The sequence below is a fragment of the Salmonella sp. NW722 genome, assembly GCF_051702785.1.
Lineage (GTDB): Bacteria > Pseudomonadota > Gammaproteobacteria > Enterobacterales > Enterobacteriaceae > Salmonella > Salmonella enterica.
Genome location: NZ_JAMMIN010000005.1, coordinates 358,428 through 376,579 on the forward strand (window position 1 = coordinate 358,428; position 18,152 = coordinate 376,579).

14 protein-coding genes are annotated in these 18,152 nt (G+C 53.0%); 2 read left to right on the plus strand and 12 right to left on the minus strand.

Going from position 1 to position 18,152, the window contains the following annotated elements; translation table 11 throughout:
* Positions 1 to 6: 6 nt before the first annotated feature.
* The 8 genes from wcaE to NA330_RS14860 form a co-directional block, all read right to left on the minus strand.
* Complete coding sequence (gene wcaE / locus NA330_RS14825) at positions 7 to 753, minus strand: colanic acid biosynthesis glycosyltransferase WcaE (RefSeq protein WP_000480132.1); 747 nt, start codon at positions 751 to 753, stop codon at positions 7 to 9.
* 12 nt (positions 754 to 765) lie between these two features.
* Entirely contained in the window at positions 766 to 1,980 is a 1,215-nt protein-coding gene (gene wcaD / locus NA330_RS14830; protein ID WP_000091402.1) for a colanic acid polymerase WcaD, read from the minus strand.
* Positions 1,955 to 3,172 carry a colanic acid biosynthesis glycosyltransferase WcaC gene (wcaC, locus tag NA330_RS14835; RefSeq protein ID WP_001023845.1) on the minus strand — a complete coding sequence of 406 codons (1,218 nt, stop codon included), beginning with the start codon at positions 3,170 to 3,172 and terminating at the stop codon, positions 1,955 to 1,957. Before wcaC ends, wcaD begins: the two co-directional genes overlap by 26 nt.
* Positions 3,169 to 3,657, minus strand: a complete 489-nt coding sequence (gene wcaB / locus NA330_RS14840) for a colanic acid biosynthesis acetyltransferase WcaB (protein WP_000888724.1) — start codon at positions 3,655 to 3,657, stop codon at positions 3,169 to 3,171. Before wcaB ends, wcaC begins: the two co-directional genes overlap by 4 nt.
* A gap of 2 nt (positions 3,658 to 3,659) precedes the next feature.
* Positions 3,660 to 4,502, minus strand: a complete 843-nt coding sequence (wcaA, locus tag NA330_RS14845; RefSeq protein WP_000205695.1) for a colanic acid biosynthesis glycosyltransferase WcaA — start codon at positions 4,500 to 4,502, stop codon at positions 3,660 to 3,662.
* An 86-nt stretch (positions 4,503 to 4,588) separates the two neighbouring features.
* Complete coding sequence (gene wzc, locus NA330_RS14850) at positions 4,589 to 6,748, minus strand: tyrosine-protein kinase Wzc (protein ID WP_023242354.1); 2,160 nt, start codon at positions 6,746 to 6,748, stop codon at positions 4,589 to 4,591.
* Positions 6,745 to 7,194: a low molecular weight protein-tyrosine-phosphatase Wzb gene (gene wzb / locus NA330_RS14855; RefSeq protein WP_000482224.1), complete on the minus strand. Its 450-nt coding sequence runs from the start codon at positions 7,192 to 7,194 to the stop codon at positions 6,745 to 6,747. Before wzb ends, wzc begins: the two co-directional genes overlap by 4 nt.
* Positions 7,195 to 7,199: 5 nt before the next feature.
* The gene (locus NA330_RS14860; RefSeq protein WP_000978077.1) at positions 7,200 to 8,339 is read right to left on the minus strand and encodes a polysaccharide export protein; all 1,140 of its coding nucleotides are present in this window, start codon (positions 8,337 to 8,339) and stop codon (positions 7,200 to 7,202) included.
* 674 nt (positions 8,340 to 9,013) lie between these two features.
* Between NA330_RS14860 and NA330_RS14865 the strand changes: the two genes are divergently transcribed.
* Positions 9,014 to 10,594 (plus strand): TerC family protein, encoded by a 1,581-nt coding sequence (locus NA330_RS14865; RefSeq protein WP_000454713.1) that lies wholly within the window; start codon positions 9,014 to 9,016, stop codon positions 10,592 to 10,594.
* Positions 10,595 to 10,679: 85 nt separating this feature from the next.
* Here the strand turns inward: NA330_RS14865 and asmA are convergent, their stop codons facing one another.
* The 3 genes from asmA to udk form a co-directional block, all read right to left on the minus strand.
* Positions 10,680 to 12,536: an outer membrane assembly protein AsmA gene (gene asmA, locus NA330_RS14870; RefSeq protein WP_001252265.1), complete on the minus strand. Its 1,857-nt coding sequence runs from the start codon at positions 12,534 to 12,536 to the stop codon at positions 10,680 to 10,682.
* 38 nt (positions 12,537 to 12,574) lie between these two features.
* Positions 12,575 to 13,156 (minus strand): dCTP deaminase, encoded by a 582-nt coding sequence (dcd, locus tag NA330_RS14875; RefSeq protein WP_001234783.1) that lies wholly within the window; start codon positions 13,154 to 13,156, stop codon positions 12,575 to 12,577.
* Between the two features lie 90 nt (positions 13,157 to 13,246).
* Positions 13,247 to 13,888, minus strand: a complete 642-nt coding sequence (gene udk, locus NA330_RS14880; protein WP_000132082.1) for a uridine kinase — start codon at positions 13,886 to 13,888, stop codon at positions 13,247 to 13,249.
* Positions 13,889 to 14,217: 329 nt separating this feature from the next.
* Between udk and NA330_RS14885 the strand changes: the two genes are divergently transcribed.
* Entirely contained in the window at positions 14,218 to 17,208 is a 2,991-nt protein-coding gene (locus NA330_RS14885; RefSeq protein ID WP_023242353.1) for an MASE1 domain-containing protein, read from the plus strand.
* On the opposite strand, the gene alkA is transcribed toward NA330_RS14885, so the two are convergent.
* The gene (gene alkA / locus NA330_RS14890; RefSeq protein ID WP_000494703.1) at positions 17,176 to 18,045 is read right to left on the minus strand and encodes a DNA-3-methyladenine glycosylase 2; all 870 of its coding nucleotides are present in this window, start codon (positions 18,043 to 18,045) and stop codon (positions 17,176 to 17,178) included. The two genes, NA330_RS14885 and alkA, sit on opposite strands and share 33 nt — an antisense overlap.
* Between the last annotated feature and the right edge of the window lie 107 nt (positions 18,046 to 18,152).

Here is an 18,152-nt window from a genome sequence, read left to right on the forward strand (position 1 = left end):
CGGTGATTAGACTTTGTTATACCGCGCTTTTGTTTTACCCGTCGTTTTCAGACGTAATAAATAGGATAATTGCGCCCAAAACCCTGGCACACGTAATATTTTTCGCTGTACGTTTTTTGCATCCTGACATAATTCCAGATTATTCGAGGTTGACACGCCGCCCATCGAAAATTCAGATACCAGTCCGTTAATTCGCCGAAAAGGATAGCCTGCTTTATAGAGACGGGCCGCCAGCGCATAATCTGAAGAGACATGATATTGCAGATCATAAGGATACTTTTTTAACGCTGCCGTCGGGAAAAATATCGCCTGATGGCTGGCTGGCAAACTATGGTAGATATAATACCCGGGTTTAGCCTTCCGGCGTATTTTATGCCCGCCGCCGAAATCCAGCAGCGCGTCGCCAATATACATCGCCTCGCCCTTTTGTCGCGCCAGTTGGCGGACAAACAGCGCGGCATCATCATGGAACGCATCACCGGAATTAAGAAACAGGGTATAGCGCCCCTGCGCCAGCGCAATGCCTTTGTTCATGGCATCATAAATACCGCGATCCTTTTCACTGATAAAACGCAGGTTAAACTCACCGTGACGTTTTTGCAGAAATTCGCGCGTGCCGTCCTCCGAACCGCCATCCACTACGATCCATTCAAATGACAGACCCGGATCGCGCGCCAGATTGCGCAGCGAGCGCCAGGTTTTTACCACCCCTTCGTAATTGCGAAAGGCGACGGTAACGACGCTTAAAAACATGCCACCACCCCGTTATGAAATTTTTAACGCCTTGCGCAAAATGAACGGACAGACGATTAAAAAAGCATATTCCGGGCTAAATATTGAACCGGTAAAAAACAGTGACACCGGCGTAAAAAGATAGAGCTGTACCCGAAAATTGCGATTATCGCCAAACGCATTTAGCGCCATTTTTAAAACTTTCCCCATATACCACAGCGTCATTAGCACTGCGAACCAGGAAAAATAAATAATCAGCAGATACAATCCATTGTCTATGGTTTTCCCGACATCCGCACCGTTAAAGATTCCGAATGATGCGACATATTCATAAAGTGAGCCAAATCTGACTACACCATCAATATGGGTCAAGGAATATCCGACCATGACTAACGGGCCCACAATACGATAATAAGAAGATGAGCCTTCCGTCCCTAAATCGCCAAGTCGTGTCGCGATATAAGGAAATGCAATAATTACCCCAACCAAAAACAGGGTTAATGAGACCAGCGCCAGTGGAAGTTTTTTCTTTATCGCATCCTTATTCAAATATTGGAACGCCCACTCCAGAAGGTAAAACAGGATAAAGGTCATTACCCCTGAAAATGATCCTGATAATATTATCCCTGCCAGAATCATAGCATCGCTTTTCGGTGTTTTGATACCAAACTGTTTGATGCTCAGCCAAATTGAGATTAGTGCCAAAGCGAAAAATGCCGGTTCAAAATAAAGCGCAGTGGTACGCTTACCGCCAAATTTTATGAAGTTCAGTACGTAGCTATTACTGTAAATGAGATATTTCGAAATTCCTTCCATAATACTGCTGCCGCCGGTAAGGATAATTTGCGCCATCTCAACCGCGGCGAGCGCGACCACTATACCCACCACCAGATAAAAAAAACGCAAAATCTTTCGGTGGTTATGCACGGAAATGGTTTTGAATCGGATACTCCAGACCATCCCGATAATGACCACAATATAGACAAACAGCATCGTGGACGTGACATATTTACCAGCATTCAGCGACTGGCCGAACAGGAAGTTAAATGCCGTAAGCCCCGCGCCGATGCCTAAGGCGATCATTAATTTTTTTACGCTAATGCGTTCCACAAATAACAGCAGCAACAGCGGTAAAAAAGTGACGATGGTAATGGGAAAGCTTTCCCCCAGTTGGGCAATCTTGACATTGACCAGTAGGTAGATCAGCGGCAGCAGCAGATAGCTACAGATTCTGATAGAACGAGACATACTCCTCCAGCATCTGTTGACCGCTGTACGCGACGCGGCTACGCATACGAAAGGCGTCCAGCGTTGCGCCGAATACCGCCTGAGCAATCTCTGGCTTACGCCGCTGCGCCAGGCGCAGTACATCTGTAGCGGCAAAAGTCTGGCCGCCGGATTTCGCCAGCACCTCCTGCGCCGCCTCGCTGTGGGTGGCGATTACCGGTACGCCGATCGAGAGCGCTTCACACAAGATCAGCGGATAGTTATCGACCCGCGAGCTAAAGACCAGCGCATCCATCTCATTGAGCGCGCTCATTAATTTGCGCTTATCGGTTTCAAAACCGTGATTAACAACGTTTTGGCCAGTAAAAGGCGAAAATTTACCGAAGGTATGCAGTTCAATTTTTTCGCCCAGCGCCATCATGTCGTGTACCAGACGCTGGTCAGTTTTGCCGTCATAACGCAAGTCATGCGCCACAATGGCAATTCGCGGTTTGCCCGGATTCAGCGGCACAGGTGATAGCTGCGCGAGAATCGCCTCGGTCGCCAGATCGATACCGTTGTTAATAATCTGGCAGCGCCCCGCGCCATAAACGCTGTTAAAGGCCTCGGCCACGTGCTGGCTCGGCGAAATAAACCGGCAGCCCAGCCGCAGCATGTCCCGAAAGCGCTGACGTTTGCCGCCAATAAGCTGGTGCGCCCGATCCACCCTGACCGGCGGATAATTGCTTAGGGTCGGACATTTTTGGCAGCCGCTTTTCCAGCCCTCGCAACCGTCGGTGAAGGCGCAACGCCCGGTGACGCTCCAGTGATCGTGCAGCGTCCAGACCAGAGTGACGTCTGGTTTTTGCGCTTTGACTTTTTCGCAAAACGTCACGATGTCCGCCAGGTTTAGCCAGTAACTGTGGAGAACATGAAAATGCAGCACCAGCGGGCCGGATGTCTGGATAACCGTGCGGTAAAGATTGTCGAGATTGCCAAACAGATCGCGATTCAGGAAACGAAACAGCGCGATATTAGCGATTGCCGTGCCGCGCGGCGTCTGTTTTATCACCTGCGGATAACGGTGGTGGCTGACGCTTTTTTTTCCGCCTTTGCCATAACCATAGACAAAACGTGACGTCAGCCCTTTTTGCAATGCCCGCAGATGGAGATCCAACGCCACTCCCGCCGCGCCGCCTTCCGCCAGCCGTACATTAAATTGCAGAATATTCATGTGCTGACCTTCACCCGTGCTTTTTCCCCCACCACCAGCGCATGGTCCGGAATACTGTCAAGCACCACGCTACCCGCGCCAATCGTGACGTGATTACCGATAGTAATATCGCCAAGCAGGATGACATTCGCCCCCAGCTCAACGCCGTGACCAATCACCGGACAAGCCAGACTGTCCGCGCCGCGATTGCCGATGGTGACGCCGTGGCGAATGGTAAAATCGTCGCCGGCGACGACATGTTTGTTAATCACTACCGCGTAACCATGATGGATAGTGAACCGCCGACCAATGGTCGCGGCGGCCTGGATTTCATACCCGAACAGGCATTCCGTGATCACGCGATACAGCACCAGCACCGGCGCAGCCCACAGATTATTCAGCACATTCTTTTTGCGCCAGACGGAACAAAAATGAGCGATACGGTAGGCCAGCACCATGCAACAGGGGCGTAAGCTCCAGCTATTCGCGCGTAAGTCTTCCAGCATCGTTATCGCCCCCGCAGCCCGGCCGCCAGGCGTTTGCTGTTACGCACGGAGAGCAACGTCAGCAACGTGCGCCAGGTCATTCGCTTATTGCGAATTTGGTACAGCGTAAAAAGCTGGTATTTTTTGCTGGCGCGATCGAATTTATCTTTGTGCTTACGATAAAAATGGAAATAGCCGGAGAACTTTTTCGGCGAAGAGGTAATCTGCATCTCGCCGTGGTTGATATGTAAAATTTGCGTCGCCTCTTCGACTTTCCACGGTTCGCCATACTCCACCACCATGCGCAGAAAAATGTCGTAATCCTGCGCCGCCTTGAGTTCGGTATCGAACAAACACGCTTTAAAGCGCCAGGCCCAGGTAAAAACCTGATTGCCAATAATATTGCGCTTGTAGAACAAGCGGCGCGAATAAGGGGATTTCGGATACAGCGGCAGGCTGGCAGGCTGAGAGTAGACCTCGCCCTCGCACACATAGTCGTTGGCATACAAAAAGGCGTGCGTAGTCAACTGGTGTTTATGGGCCAGAAACACGCTCAGACGGTTGGGCGTCCATTCATCGTCATCATCAATACCGGTAATGTAGTGCCCTTGCGCCTGCATAATGGCCTGGTTGCGAACCGCGCAGGCGCCGGTATTCCTGGCGTTATGAGTATAACGAACGCGCGGGTCGTTCAGCTCCTCAACAAATTGTTGTAGCTGCTGATAAGACGAGGAGCAATCATCCACGATGATCATCTCCCAGTGACGGTAGTCCTGACGTAGTACTGATTTAATCGCCCGGATAGCCAACTGCTGCCTGTTCCAGGTTGGCATATAAATTGAGATCAGCGGATTGTCTGTTGTCATGCTTATTCCCCAGATAGTTTTGCCGCATGGCGCTACGCTTGTCCGGCCTACAGTCACAGGCCGCGCCATCCGGCACGCCTTATTTTTTATTTGGAATCTGACTGGTATTCATACTCGTAATAGCCATAATCCTGGTAGCCCGTCGCCCGGCGGAAAATGGAGTTGAGAATGACGCCTTTGACCTGAATGCCATTCTGGTCAAAACGGCTCAGACTGGTTTCCACCTCTTTTAAGGTGTTGACGGCATAACGCGCCACCATCAGCGTTGTCCCGACGTGACGACCCACAATCGCGGCGTCCGTCACGGCCAGAATCGGCGGCGTGTCGATTAATACCAGATCGTAGCGGCTGCTTGCCCAGGCGATCAGCTCGCCGAAGCGCTCGCTCATCAGCAGTTCCGATGGGTTAGGCGGTACCTGACCGCGCGGAATAAGATCAAAATTAGCGATCGCCGTGGGTTTCGCGCAGGAGGCTATCTCGCCTTTGCCCGCCAGAATGTCAGATAAGCCGTCCACGTTATTGGTGCCGAGCAGTTCATGGGTGTAGCCTTTGCGCATATCGCAGTCGATCAGTAATACCCGTTTATGCGTCTGGCTGATGACGGCCGCCAGGTTGGCGCAAACAAAGGTTTTGCCGATAGAGGGGCTGACGCCTGTGAGCATGAGTACATTATTTTGCGCCTGCATCATGGCGAAATGCAGGCTGGTGCGCAGGCTGCGAATCGCCTCAATCGCCAGATCGGTCGGATTGCCCACCGCCAGCAGTTGGCTCTGCTTGTAACGCTTAATTCCTTTAATGGTTTTGACGCTATCGCGCGCTTTTTGCCATTCCGACAGCGGAATACTGGCATAGACGCTGATCCCGTGCTCCTCCAGCGCCTGCGGGCTTTCAATACCGCGATTAAACAGCGAGCGCAGCAGCACGCCGACAATCGATAACATTAATCCCAGAATAATGCTGCCGAGAATAATCAACGCCTTTTTCGGCTTCAGCACGCCCGGCTGGGTAATCGCCGGGTCAACGATGCGTACGTCGCCAACGGTGCTGGCTTCGGTGATTTTCAGCTCCTGCTGTTTATTAAGCAGTTGCATATAGACCTGCTGGCCGGACTCCACATCGCGGGTCAAACGCACAATCTCCTGCTGGGTTTTCGGCATTGCCGTCACCCGCCCGTTCAGTTTGGCTTTTTCATCTTCCAGCGCTTTACGTTTTTCCAGCAGGGTGCGGTAAGCCGGATGCGCTTTGGTAAAGAGCTTGGAAATTTCCGCCTCTTTAAACGTCAACTCATTCAACTGGGCGTCGATATTAACCATCGAATCGAGCACCGCCTTCGCCTCCAGCGGTAAATCCACCGAGTCTTTATCCTGGCGGAAAGCGTTTAGCTTGTTTTCCGCCACATCCAGGCGGCTGCGGACTTCCGGCAGTTGTTTTGCCAGAAACGCCAGGCTCTTCCCCGCCTCTTCAGATTTCCGCGCAATATCCTGTTGCAGATAGTTACGGGTAATACTGTTGAGAATGTCGCGGATCTGGTCGCGATCCTCTCCCGTGAACGTCAGGCTCAGAACGCCGGTATCTTTGCCGGTTTCCGTTACGGTGAGGTTATTTTGCAGGTTATTAATCATGCCAAGCGTTGAGAATTTACTCACCGTAAATTCCGTATCAGGACGGGCGTCAATCGCCTCTACCTGCATCGTCACGCCGTCTTTATTGAGTGGCTGGCCCACAACGCCCTGAGCGCTAAATCCGCCGTCGCTAACCAACTGATAACGTTTGTCGCCCAGCACTTTGAGGGTGAAGATCTGTCCGCTCATCGTCTCTGGTCGGGTGAATGTCGTGACTTTCACTCTTTCATTCTGACGTCCCATCAGCCGCTCCCACCCGGCGCCGAACAGCGGAAAGGTGTTTTTGGTGACGGCAATATCCAGATCCAGATCGTCAACGGTCTTCCCCAGCACCAGACGCGATCGAATGAGCTGAATTTCCGCATCGGAAGCCGGCGGCTTATTCGCTAATGCGCTGTTGATATCCTGTACCAGCGAATTACCGGCGTTTTGTTCAATCTGCACCAACGCATCGGCGCTATAGATGGGCGTGGCGAAGAACGTATAAATTACCGCGCACAGCGCAAATATGGCCGTCGTCCCCAACACCCACCAACGCGCTTCAATCACCGTTCCGACCAGACGCCCGATATCGATTTCATCGCTACCCGTAACCGCCGCAGATTGTTTTACTTTTTCTGTCATGGTTTTCCCTGCTCTGCATTCAGTGCCTGCGCCCACTGGCGGGCAGACCTTTCCAGTAATGTGTACACCGCCTCAAACGCATCGCGGCTTTTGCGATACGGGTCTGGTATTTCACGCTCGCTGTCCCAGTGACCAAACAGCATTACCTTGCCGCGCATTTCCGGCGCAATGTCGCACAGGGCGGCGATGTGGCGTTTCTCCATCGTCAGAATCAGGTCATATTCCCGGCACAGACGCGCGGAAATTTGCCTTGCGCAGTGATTTTCCAAAGACAGATCGTGGGCGCTCGCCACGCTCGCCGCCGCAGGATCGGCTCCTTTGCCGACCAGCGCGCCTAACCCGGCGGACGCAACCGTCAGCGAGGGATGAAAGCGCTTTAGCAAACGTTCTGCCGTCGGGGAACGGCAAACATTCCCCACACAGACCACTAAGATTTTGTTAAACATAACGATTACCAGGAATGAATGTCGCTGGCCGTATCCGTCATATAACGGACACCGCTAATGGTCGGCAGCAACTGATTGATCAGACGGTTCCAGCGAGCAACCGGCGCGGTCGTGACGTACACCACATCGTAAGGCTGAAGTCGGAATTCCGTCGCCATCACTAATGACGTGGCGTCAGACATATCAAGCTGGTAGATATTGGCGATCTTGCCGCCGCGTCCCCCCTCGCCTTTCAACGGACGAATCACAAAAATGCCGCTGGCGTTGGAGGTGGTCAGATCGATGCCTTCCGCATTGCCTAATGCTTCGGTGAGCGTCATGCCGCTGAAATCCATTTTGAGGGTGCTCTGTTTTTTCACTTCGCCCATGACAAAGACTTTCAGATCGTCATTGCGCGGCACATACAGAATGTCGCCAGGGTAGAGCAAGCGGTTCTGGCTAAGATCGCCATTTTGCATCAGCGCCTGTAGCGAAATGCGCTGTTCTTTGCCGTTGTGCGTCAACACGACGTTGCGCCAGTCCGCCATATCGGTCAGACCGCCCGCGGCGTTAATCGCATCCAGGACGGTTAGCGGTACGTTAGTAATGGCCTGCTGACCGGATTTATTCACCTGGCCGGAGATGTACGCTTTTTGCGAGCGGAAAGCGGCGATATTGACATCCACCTGCGGGTCCGCAATGTACTTCGCTAAACGCCCGGTAATATCGCTGCGAATCTCTGACAAAGTTTTACCGACGACGCTAACCTTGCCAATGTAGGGATAAAACATGGTGCCGTCCGGCTGAACCCAGTTGCCGGTATCGCTTGAGCTACGGTACTGGCCCGCTGGCGTGGTCAATTCCGGGTGATCCCAGACGGTGACATTCAGCACATCGCCAGGCCCGACACGATACTGATAGCTGGCGATCTCCTGGTCCAGCGACATATTCGGTTGCGCGACATTGGGCCGCGGGCGTAATTGCTCAACCAGCCGTGGCGTCAGCGGATACACATTGACCATCCGGTCGAGATCAAAGTCAGCGTCTTGCTGTTTGATCACATCTTTCCCCATCGTAGACATATTGCTGCCCGGAAGTACTGTGCAACCACTTATCAAGCTGAGCGACGCCAATAATGGCATCAATTTCATTTTGGATTTCATCATTGATTATTTATCACTTTGGCAGAGTCATTATCCTGTGCAATTTAAATAGCGGCTTCGTCCGTGCACATTTACCTTGCAGTTAATGGCAGAGAAAATTAACTGGCATCATTCTGAAAAAAAATCAATTCATCCGCAGGCTATTGACAGAATAATAAAGGCTTATATTCAGGCTTTCAGGCACGCTACCGCCCCTGGCTTCTTAGCTACCAATACACTGATTATTCTAAATTTTCGCATTCCCCTCCGATTTCATCCTCGTTCAGATAAAAATCTTCAGCGAAATAAAGGTTACGTATTAATAGTTTTCTCGATGTCGTGACAGGATATTTAAGAGCGCTATCTTAATCCTGCAAGAATTGTTGCAGCTAACCTAATGACAGGCAAGGTAACAAACCCGCCATTCTATATTTTTAAGATTAATATTAAATGAATTAACAGATGATTTTAGGATTTTATTGATGTTGACAATATTTATTTACTCCACTCCACCTGCGATATTTCCTAAATATATTCTTGACATTATTTAGTTTCCGACAGAAACATTACGGCTATTTTAAAGTTATTTTATAGCCGCGTAACAAAGATAAATTGCTCTGCGGCATTGCATTTTTCCGCCGTATTATCCATGATCGAATTGTGACAATTGTCATATTACAGAAGGTATTGCTCTTACTATGGAATGGATTGCCGATCCGTCAATCTGGGCCGGACTGGTGACGTTAATCGTTATCGAACTTGTTCTCGGCATTGATAACCTGGTCTTTATTGCCATCCTCGCTGAAAAACTACCGCCGGGGCAGCGCGACCGCGCGCGCATTACCGGCCTGATACTGGCGATGATCATGCGCCTGCTGCTGCTGGCGTCAATCTCGTGGCTGGTCACCTTGACTAAGCCGCTCTTTAGCGTACAGGCGTTAAGCTTCAGCGCCCGCGATCTGATTATGCTGTTCGGCGGCTTCTTCCTGCTCTTTAAAGCCACCATGGAGCTCAACGAACGGCTGGAAGGGAAAGATAGCGCCAACCCTACCCAGCGTAAGGGGGCGAAATTCTGGGCGGTGGTCGCGCAAATCGTGGTGCTGGACGCTATCTTTTCTCTCGACTCCGTGATTACCGCCGTGGGGATGGTCGATCACCTGGCGGTCATGATGGCGGCAGTGATAATCGCCATTAGCCTGATGCTGCTCGCCAGCAAGTCCCTGACCCGATTTGTGAACAACCATCCCACCATTGTCATTTTGTGCCTTAGCTTCCTGCTAATGATCGGCTTTAGCCTGGTGGCGGAAGGGTTTGGTTTCCACATTCCGAAAGGGTATCTGTACGCGGCTATCGGCTTCTCGGTAATGATCGAGGCGCTCAACCAACTGGCTATTTTTAACCGCCGCCGTTTTCTTTCCGCTAACCATACGCTGCGCCAGCGCACAACGGAGGCCGTGATGCGGCTGATTAGCGGTAAAAAAGAGGATGCCGAACTGGATGCGGAAACCGCCGCGATGCTGGCAGACCATGACGACAGCCAGATTTTTAATCCGCAGGAGCGCAGGATGATTGAGCGGGTGCTGAATCTCAACCAGCGCACCGTAAGTAGCATCATGACGTCGCGTCACGATATCGAGCATATCGATCTCAACGCGCCGGAAGCGGAAATCCGCGCTCTGCTGGAAAAGAACCAGCATACGCGTCTGGTCGTGACGGGTGAAAATGAACAGGAAGATTTACTCGGCGTCGTCCACGTCATCGATCTGTTGCAACAATCGCTGCGCGGCGAACCGCTCAACCTGCGGGCGCTGATTCGCCAACCGCTGGTTTTCCCGGAAACATTGCCGCTGCTGCCTGCGCTGGAGCAGTTCCGTAACGCCAGAACCCATTTTGCCTTTGTCGTAGATGAGTTTGGCTCGGTTGAAGGCATTGTGACATTAAGCGATGTCATGGAGACTATCGCCGGTAATCTGCCGAATGAAGTCGAGGAAATTGACGCCCGCCACGATATTCAGAAGAACCCGGACGGTTCCTGGACAGCAAACGGCCATATGCCGCTGGAGGATTTGGTGCAGTACGTGCCGCTACCGCTGGATGAAAAACGGGAATACCATACGATTGCAGGATTATTGATGGAATATTTGCAGCGCATACCGCAAACCGGTGAAGAGGTTCAGGTGGGCGATTATTTGCTGAAAACATTGCAGGTAGAAAGCCATCGAGTGCAGAAAGTGCAGTTAATTCCGCTGCATAACGGCGAGCCAGACCAGGAGATGTAACGTCTGTTCGCCTGCCCCGGCCTGCTTACCAGGCAGGCCGGAGGCGCGTTAGCCTCGCCATCCGGCGCTGCCCTTTGGCCAAAAACTACAGCTTATTCAGCAGCTTCTTCACATCTTTACCGTTGCGGGTATCTTTATTGCGATCCGCCCAGTCATTGAGCCGACGCTTCGCCTCATCCTGTAAATGCTTACGCAATAACTGATCCACTTGCAGGGTATAGTTCAGCTCCTGCCACTTGCCATAGACGCGCAACGGCACCGGCGTCTCTTTCAGGAAGGTGATCAGGTTGCTATTGCCGTTCCAGCCGCCCAGCACACGCAGATTAAATTGTGTATCACAGCTCTGCTTAACCAGATCCAGCGTTCCGCTGCCGGTTAACGCCAGCATAGAAGATTGCCCGACCATGTCGTCGAGCGTCAGCGTGCCCTTATTTAGCGTCAGATCGGTCGTGAAGCGATCCAGTCGGGTCGCGTTGTCCATATTTTCCTGCGACTGCTGCGCGTCGCCGCCGCTTCGCTCTACGGCCTGCTGCACCAGTTGCTGGAAATTCATTCCTTCGAGGCGCGTATTGCTCATGTCAACATGCGCTTTTCCTTTCCAGCTGTGGCGAAATGCCTCTGCGTCAATATCCGCCCCGGAGAAATCGCCAACCAGCGACATCTTACCGGTCAGGCTAATCGGATAATTGAAGGCTTTCAGGATAGTCCCAATCTCAACATGGTTGAGGCGAGGATGGAACTCGATGCGTGGACTGGCGGTGCGGGCGTCCAGCGTGCCGGGCAGCGACATCTCTCCGTCGGCCAGTTTCCCCTGCAACTCGGTGATATCCAGCAATCCGGCCTGATTAGACATCTTCGTCGAAACCTGGGTAAAGTCCATTCCCCGCCAGCGAACTGAATCCGCCTGTAAAGCAATCTCCGCCGTAAAGCTTTGCAGCCCCTGATAAGGCGGCGCACCAACACGCGACGCGATAACTGGCCTGGTCAGGGGGAGCGTATTTTGCCCCTGCGACACCGCGCCGCCCGTCTGTGCCACGGCGCTATGATGCGGCAACAGGTTGTCCAGATTAAGCTTGCTGGACCGGAGGTCAATTTGCCATTCCGGCTGCTCCGCCAGCGTTACCTGAACATGCCCGGTCAGAGAACTGTCATTCGCCGTTAAATTTAAGTGGTTAAATGAAAGACGTTTTTGCGCCTCCTGCCACTGCGCCTGCAATTGTCCCTGCCCCTCAATCCCCTGCGCCGGTAGATCCGCGCCCTGCAATTGCCAGCGCAGTTGCTCAATACCCGCGGTTAAATTATGCGGATAATCGGAAGCATCCACCGTTCCGCTGAACGATAAAGCAAGATCCCGCTGATCGCGGTTCACGCGTCCCGAAAAATCAAACGTGCCGCGATGCTCGGCATCTTGTTCCATATTCAGACGAATATCGCGCACCGTGACCTGATCATCATTTTCATGTTGGAAAACCAGCACGCTGTCGGCAACGCGCAGGCTACGAATATCAAACGACCAGCCGCGATCTTCCGCTACGTCCGGCAAGGTATTATCTTTCGGCGCGACCGGCGCATCATCACTGCGTACCGCTTCCGTTTGCGGCGTCAATTGAATCACCCCGCCTTTCAGCATCACCTGCTTAACATGAAGCTGATGACTCAACAGCGGCCATAAAGCGACATCCAGGCGCATATTGTCAGCCCGCACCAGCGGTTCGCTGGCGCCTCGCGCCGTTAGCGTCATTCGCCCGGAAAGGATGCTGAGTTGCGGCCATACGTGCCAGCGCAGCGGCCCGTCAAGTTGCAACTGATATTCACTACGCGCGGCAACCTGCTGCACCATATAGGCGCGGAAATCATTCGGATTGACCAACAATACCAACGCAGAGAATCCGGCCACCAGCACGACCAGGAGAATCATCAGCGTCGTCAGAAATCGTCTCATGCTACCCTCAATGGACCGGCAGTATTGCGCCGAATGGCTCAGTCTTTATCAATCCGGCTGGCAACAGCGCCCTGCTGATCGCGATATTTGGCATCCTGACGGCGGTTATAAGGCCGCGCCGCCGGGCCGGACAGCGGCTCAAAGCTCAGCGCGCCGATGAGCATACCCGGACGCAACGCCAGCGGCAGCTTCCCGGAGTTGTAAAACTCAAGCACAATGCAGCCCGACCAGCCGGGATCGATACGGTGCGCCGTCACATGCACCATCAATCCCAGACGCGCCAGCGAGGAGCGACCATCCAGCCAGCCCACTAAATCCGGCGGCAGGGTAACGGATTCAAAGGTGACGGCCAGCGCCAACTCGCCCGGATGCAGATAAAATGCCTCGCCGTCCGGCAAAACGATTTCATCGCTCATCACGCGATCCAGCGCCGCGCTGACCTCATCTTTCGGCCCGCTCAGATCGATAAACGCCGCCGTATGGCCACGGAAGGTTCGAAATTTATTGCCAAGACGTACATCGACCGTCGCGCCGTTAATGCGCTCTACGGGAGGTCGCGGGGTGATAGACAAACGGCCTTCATCCAGCCAGGCTTCAATATCTCGGTCGCATAAACGCATGGCACTTTCTCCTTTCGCGCATCAAGCCCTTAAATCAAGCACATCAAGGGCTAACCAGGTTATCACTGAACGGTACACAATTCGCCAGATTTATTCAAAGAACTGGCTGATTTTCGCTTTCAGAATATCAATAGCGATGCGGTTTTTACCGCCGCGCGGCACGATAATATCCGCATATTGTTTGGAAGGCTCAATAAATTGCAGGAACATCGGACGTACCGTTTTCTGATATTGCGCCATCACCGAATCCATTGAGCGACCACGCTCGTTCACATCGCGTTTGATACGGCGCATCAAACAGATATCCAGCGGCGTATCGACAAAAATAGAGAAGTTCATCTCTTCACGCAAACGCGCGTCGGTCAGTAACAGAATACCTTCAAGAATAATCACTTTCTTCGGTTCTACGCGAACCGTTTCCTGCATACGGGTATGCTCAACATAACTGTATACCGGTAATTCAATCGCCGAACCGCGCTTGAGCGCCTGAAGATGCTGAAATAGCAGGCTGTGATCCATCGCATTCGGATGGTCATAGTTGGTTTTTACGCGTTCTTCCATCGACAGATGGCTTTGATCTTTGTAATAACTGTCTTCGGGAATAACGCCAATATGTTCGTCACCCACTTGTTCACGCAATTCACGGTAAAGGGTACTGGCAATAAGACTCTTGCCGGAAGCCGATGCGCCAGCGATACCGATAATGACGCACTGATGAGACTGATCAGTCATAAATTTAGCGACCTGATTAACCTGGATGTAAGGAAGGGGGCGCCGAAACGCCAAACGCGGCAATTATAGGGATTTCAGCAGCGCGATACCAGTCCGGCGCTATGCCACGGTGAATTTGTTGGCGGCGCATTCGACGTCGCGACGTAAAAGCGTTCAGTTTTAACGCGGGCAGCGGTTTTATCGACCCGTCTGGAGGAGGAATACGCCGGGAGCCACAATTTATATTCAGCCAGCGTATAAATCATTACGCGTTTATACTAGCATAATCACAGAGTAAACTGACGCGTCCGGTATTCCGCGACGTTACCGGCGATTCGGATAGAGTGGTAATGAGTAAACCATCCCAACATGTTTTCGTTACCGTCCCCCACCCGCTATTGCGTCTGGTCAGTTTAGGCCTGGTCGCGTTTGTCTTTACGCTCTTTTCGCTCGTATTATCGCGTGTCGGCACCCAACTGGCGCCGCTGTGGTTCCCCACCTCCATTATGATGGTCGCGTTTTACCGCCATGCGGGCCGTCTGTGGCCTGGGATCGCGGTCGCCTGCTCGCTCGGCAGCATCGGCGCCTCACTGACTTTATTTCCGGCCGCCTCGCTTAACTTTAGCTGGACGGCGATAAATATTATCGAGGCGGCCACTGGCGCGATACTGCTGCGAAAACTGCTGCCCAGCTACAACCCCTTACAAAATTTGAATGACTGGTTTCGTCTGGCTATCGGCAGCGCCGTGATTCCGCCGCTACTCGGCGGCCTGTTATTTTGGCTGATAGCGCCGGAAGCGGTCGCCTCGAAAGCGTTTCTGATTTGGGTATTATCGGAAGCCATCGGCGCGCTGACGCTGGTGCCGTTAGGTTTACTGTTTAAACCACACTATCTATTGCGTCATCGCGACCCGCATCTGTTGCTGGAAACGCTATTGACGCTGGTCATTACGCTGGCGCTAAGCTGGCTCGCTATGCGCTATATTCCGTGGCCGTTTACGTGCGTTATCGTCCTGTTGATGTGGAGTGCGGTGCGCCTGCCGCGAATGGAGGCGTTTTTAATTTTTTTAGCTACCGTTATCGTGGTCTCGCTCATGCTGGCCAATGACCCCACGCTGCTCGCCACGCCGAAAACCGACGTGATGGTTAATATGCCGTGGCTACCTTTTTTAATGATCCTGCTGCCTGCCAATATGATGACGATGGTGATGTACGCGTTTCGCACGGAACGTAAACATATCACCGAGAGCGAATCCCGCTTTCGCAACGCGATGGAGTATTCCGCCATTGGTATGGCGCTGGTCGGTACGGAGGGTCAGTGGCTACAGGTCAATAAATCTCTGAGCCATTTTCTTGGCTATAGCCAGGATGAATTACGCACGATGACATTTCAGCAATTGACCTGGCCGGAAGACCTGAATAACGACCTTGAACAGCTAAACATGCTGGTGCGCGGCGACATCAATAGCTATTCCATGGAAAAACGCTACTACACCCGCAACGGCGATATCGTCTGGGCGCTGCTGGCCGTCTCGCTGGTTCGTCATAAAGACAATAAACCTCTCTATTTTATTGCTCAGATCGAAGATATTAACGATCTCAAGCAAAGCGAGCAGGAAAACCAGCGGTTGATGGAGCGTATTACACAGGCGAACGACGCGCTGTTTCAGGAAAAAGAACGGTTGCACATCACGCTTGACTCTATCGGAGAAGCGGTGGTGTGTATTGATGTCGCGATGAATATCACCTTTATGAACCCGATCGCCGAGAAGATGAGCGGCTGGCGGCAAGAGGATGCTTTAGGCGCGCCATTATTAACGGTTCTGCGCATTACGTCAGGTGATAAAGGGCCGCTGCTGGAGGATATTTATCGCGCCGACAGGTCGCGATCGGACATGGAACAGGAGATAGTGCTCCATTGTCATAACGGCGGTAGCTACGATATTCATTACAGTATCACGCCGCTCAGTACGCTTGACGGCGATAAGATTGGTTCGGTTCTGGTTATCCAGGACGTTACCGAATCACGAAAAATGTTACGCCAGCTCAGCTACAGCGCAACGCATGACGCCCTCACCCATCTTGCCAACCGCGCCAGTTTTGAAAAACAGCTTCAACAGCGCCTGCAAACAATACAGGAATCGCCTCAACATCATGCGCTGGTGTTTATCGATCTGGACCGTTTTAAAGCGGTTAACGACAGCGCGGGACATGCCGCCGGCGATGCCTTATTGCGCGAGCTCGCGTCACTGATGCTCAGTATGCTTCGCTCCGGCGATCTCCTGGCCCGTCTGGGTGGCGATGAGTTTGGCCTGTTGCTGCCGGATTGTAATAGTGACAGCGCGCGCTTTATCGTGACGCGGCTTATCAACGCCGTTAATGAGTATCACTTTATGTGGGAAGGACGCCTGCATCGGATCGGCGCCAGCGCCGGGATCACAATGATAAATGAACATAACTGCCAGCTCACAGAGGTCGTGTCTCAGGCCGATATTGCCTGCTACGCCGCGAAAAATAGCGGTCGAGGCCGTCTGACCGTGTACGAACCGCAGCACGCATTAACCTCCTCAAAGGGAATGATGCCGCTGGAAGAACAGTGGCATATGATTAAAAATAACCACCTGCTGATGCTTGCCAGAAACGTCGCGCCGCCGCGTACGCCGGAGGCCACCAGCTTTTGGCTGGTCTCACTCAGGCTGTGGACCAGCGAAGGGGAAGTGATGGAAGAGCGCGCGTTCCGGGCAGGGTTAGCCGACTCCGCGCTGCATCACGCGCTTGACCGACGGGTATTCCATGAGTTTTTCCACCATGCGGCGACCGCCGTCGCCAGCAAGGGATTAAGCGTTGCGCTGCCGCTGTCCGCCGCGGGATTATACAGCGCGACCCTTATTGATGAGCTGCTGGAACAACTGGAGCATAGCCCACTGCCGCCACGGTTATTACACCTGATTATCCCGGCTGACGTTATCGTTAAGCAGGCGCAGACCGCCGCTGCGACTCTGCGAAAACTGCGGCAACGCGGCTGCCAGGTGATTCTCAGCCATGTCGGGCGCGATTTACAGCTGTTTAATTTACTGCCCCCGCATATCGTCGATTATTTACTGCTGGATAGCGACCTTATCGCCAACGTTCATGAAAGTTTAATGGATGAAATGCTGACCTCGATCATCCAGGGACACGCCCAGCATCTGGACATCAAAACGCTCGCCGGGCCGGTACAAAACCCACAGGTGCTGGATACGCTCTCCCGTATTGGCGTGGATCTGATTTATGGCGACACTATCGCCGAAGCACAACCGCTGGATTTATTACTGAATACCAGCTATTTCGCTATCCATTGACGGTTGCCAGCCGTGGGTATACCAGATATGCAGTAGCGCGTAGGAACGCCACGGTTTCCAGCGCTCCGCGTAGCGACGGATCTGCGCGGCCGTCATCCCGGCGAAGCGCTGCTTAATTAAGTAATCATCGGGTAAAAAGATATCTTTTGCCTGCCAACCGCGCAGGGCGAAATAGTTCGCCGTCCAGCGGCCAATTCCCGGAAACGTTTGTAAATTTTTAACGCTCTGCTCAATATCCGGCGGCGCGGCGAGCGCCAGTTTTCCCGCCAGCGTCGCCTGCGCCAGATGAATCAGCGCTTCGGCGCGCCGCAGCGGCATCCCCAGAGCTTTAAGCGCCAGCGGATCGGCCAACGCCAGCGTTTCCGGACCGGGAAAACAGACATAATCGGGCGCATCCGGCAACGCCTCGCCATAGCGGCGCGCCACTTTCGCCGTCAACCTTGCCGCCATCGCGACACTCACCAGTTGCCCCAGTATCGCCCGCACGCCTTGTTCAAACGTATCAACCGATCCCGGTAAACGCAGCCCCGGTCTGTCCTCGCCCAGTGGCCCCAGCACGGCGGCAACCTGCGCGGGCTGGCAGTCAAGATCAAACAGACGCGAAACCTTCGCCAGACACGCCGGCGCGACGGGAAGTAATCCGGCGCTCACGCTGACCTGCACAGTGTGGGTGGGCAGATGGGGGCTCACGCTGATCAGTCCGCGATGCTCGCCCACCACCAGGCTGCGCGCATAAAAGCCCTCGCCTACCGTTTCCACGCCGTCCACCGCACGCGCGGCAAGAAAGCCCAACATCCACGACCAGTCGTAAGGCGGCTGCCAGCTCAGGGTAAACATACTTTTCTCCTTTATTTGACCTTTCAGCATAAACGCTAATCGCACGTAACGCCTTGCTTTCATATTCCAGTTGTCGCCGCGACGACATTTCGCTAAAGTCACGCCCC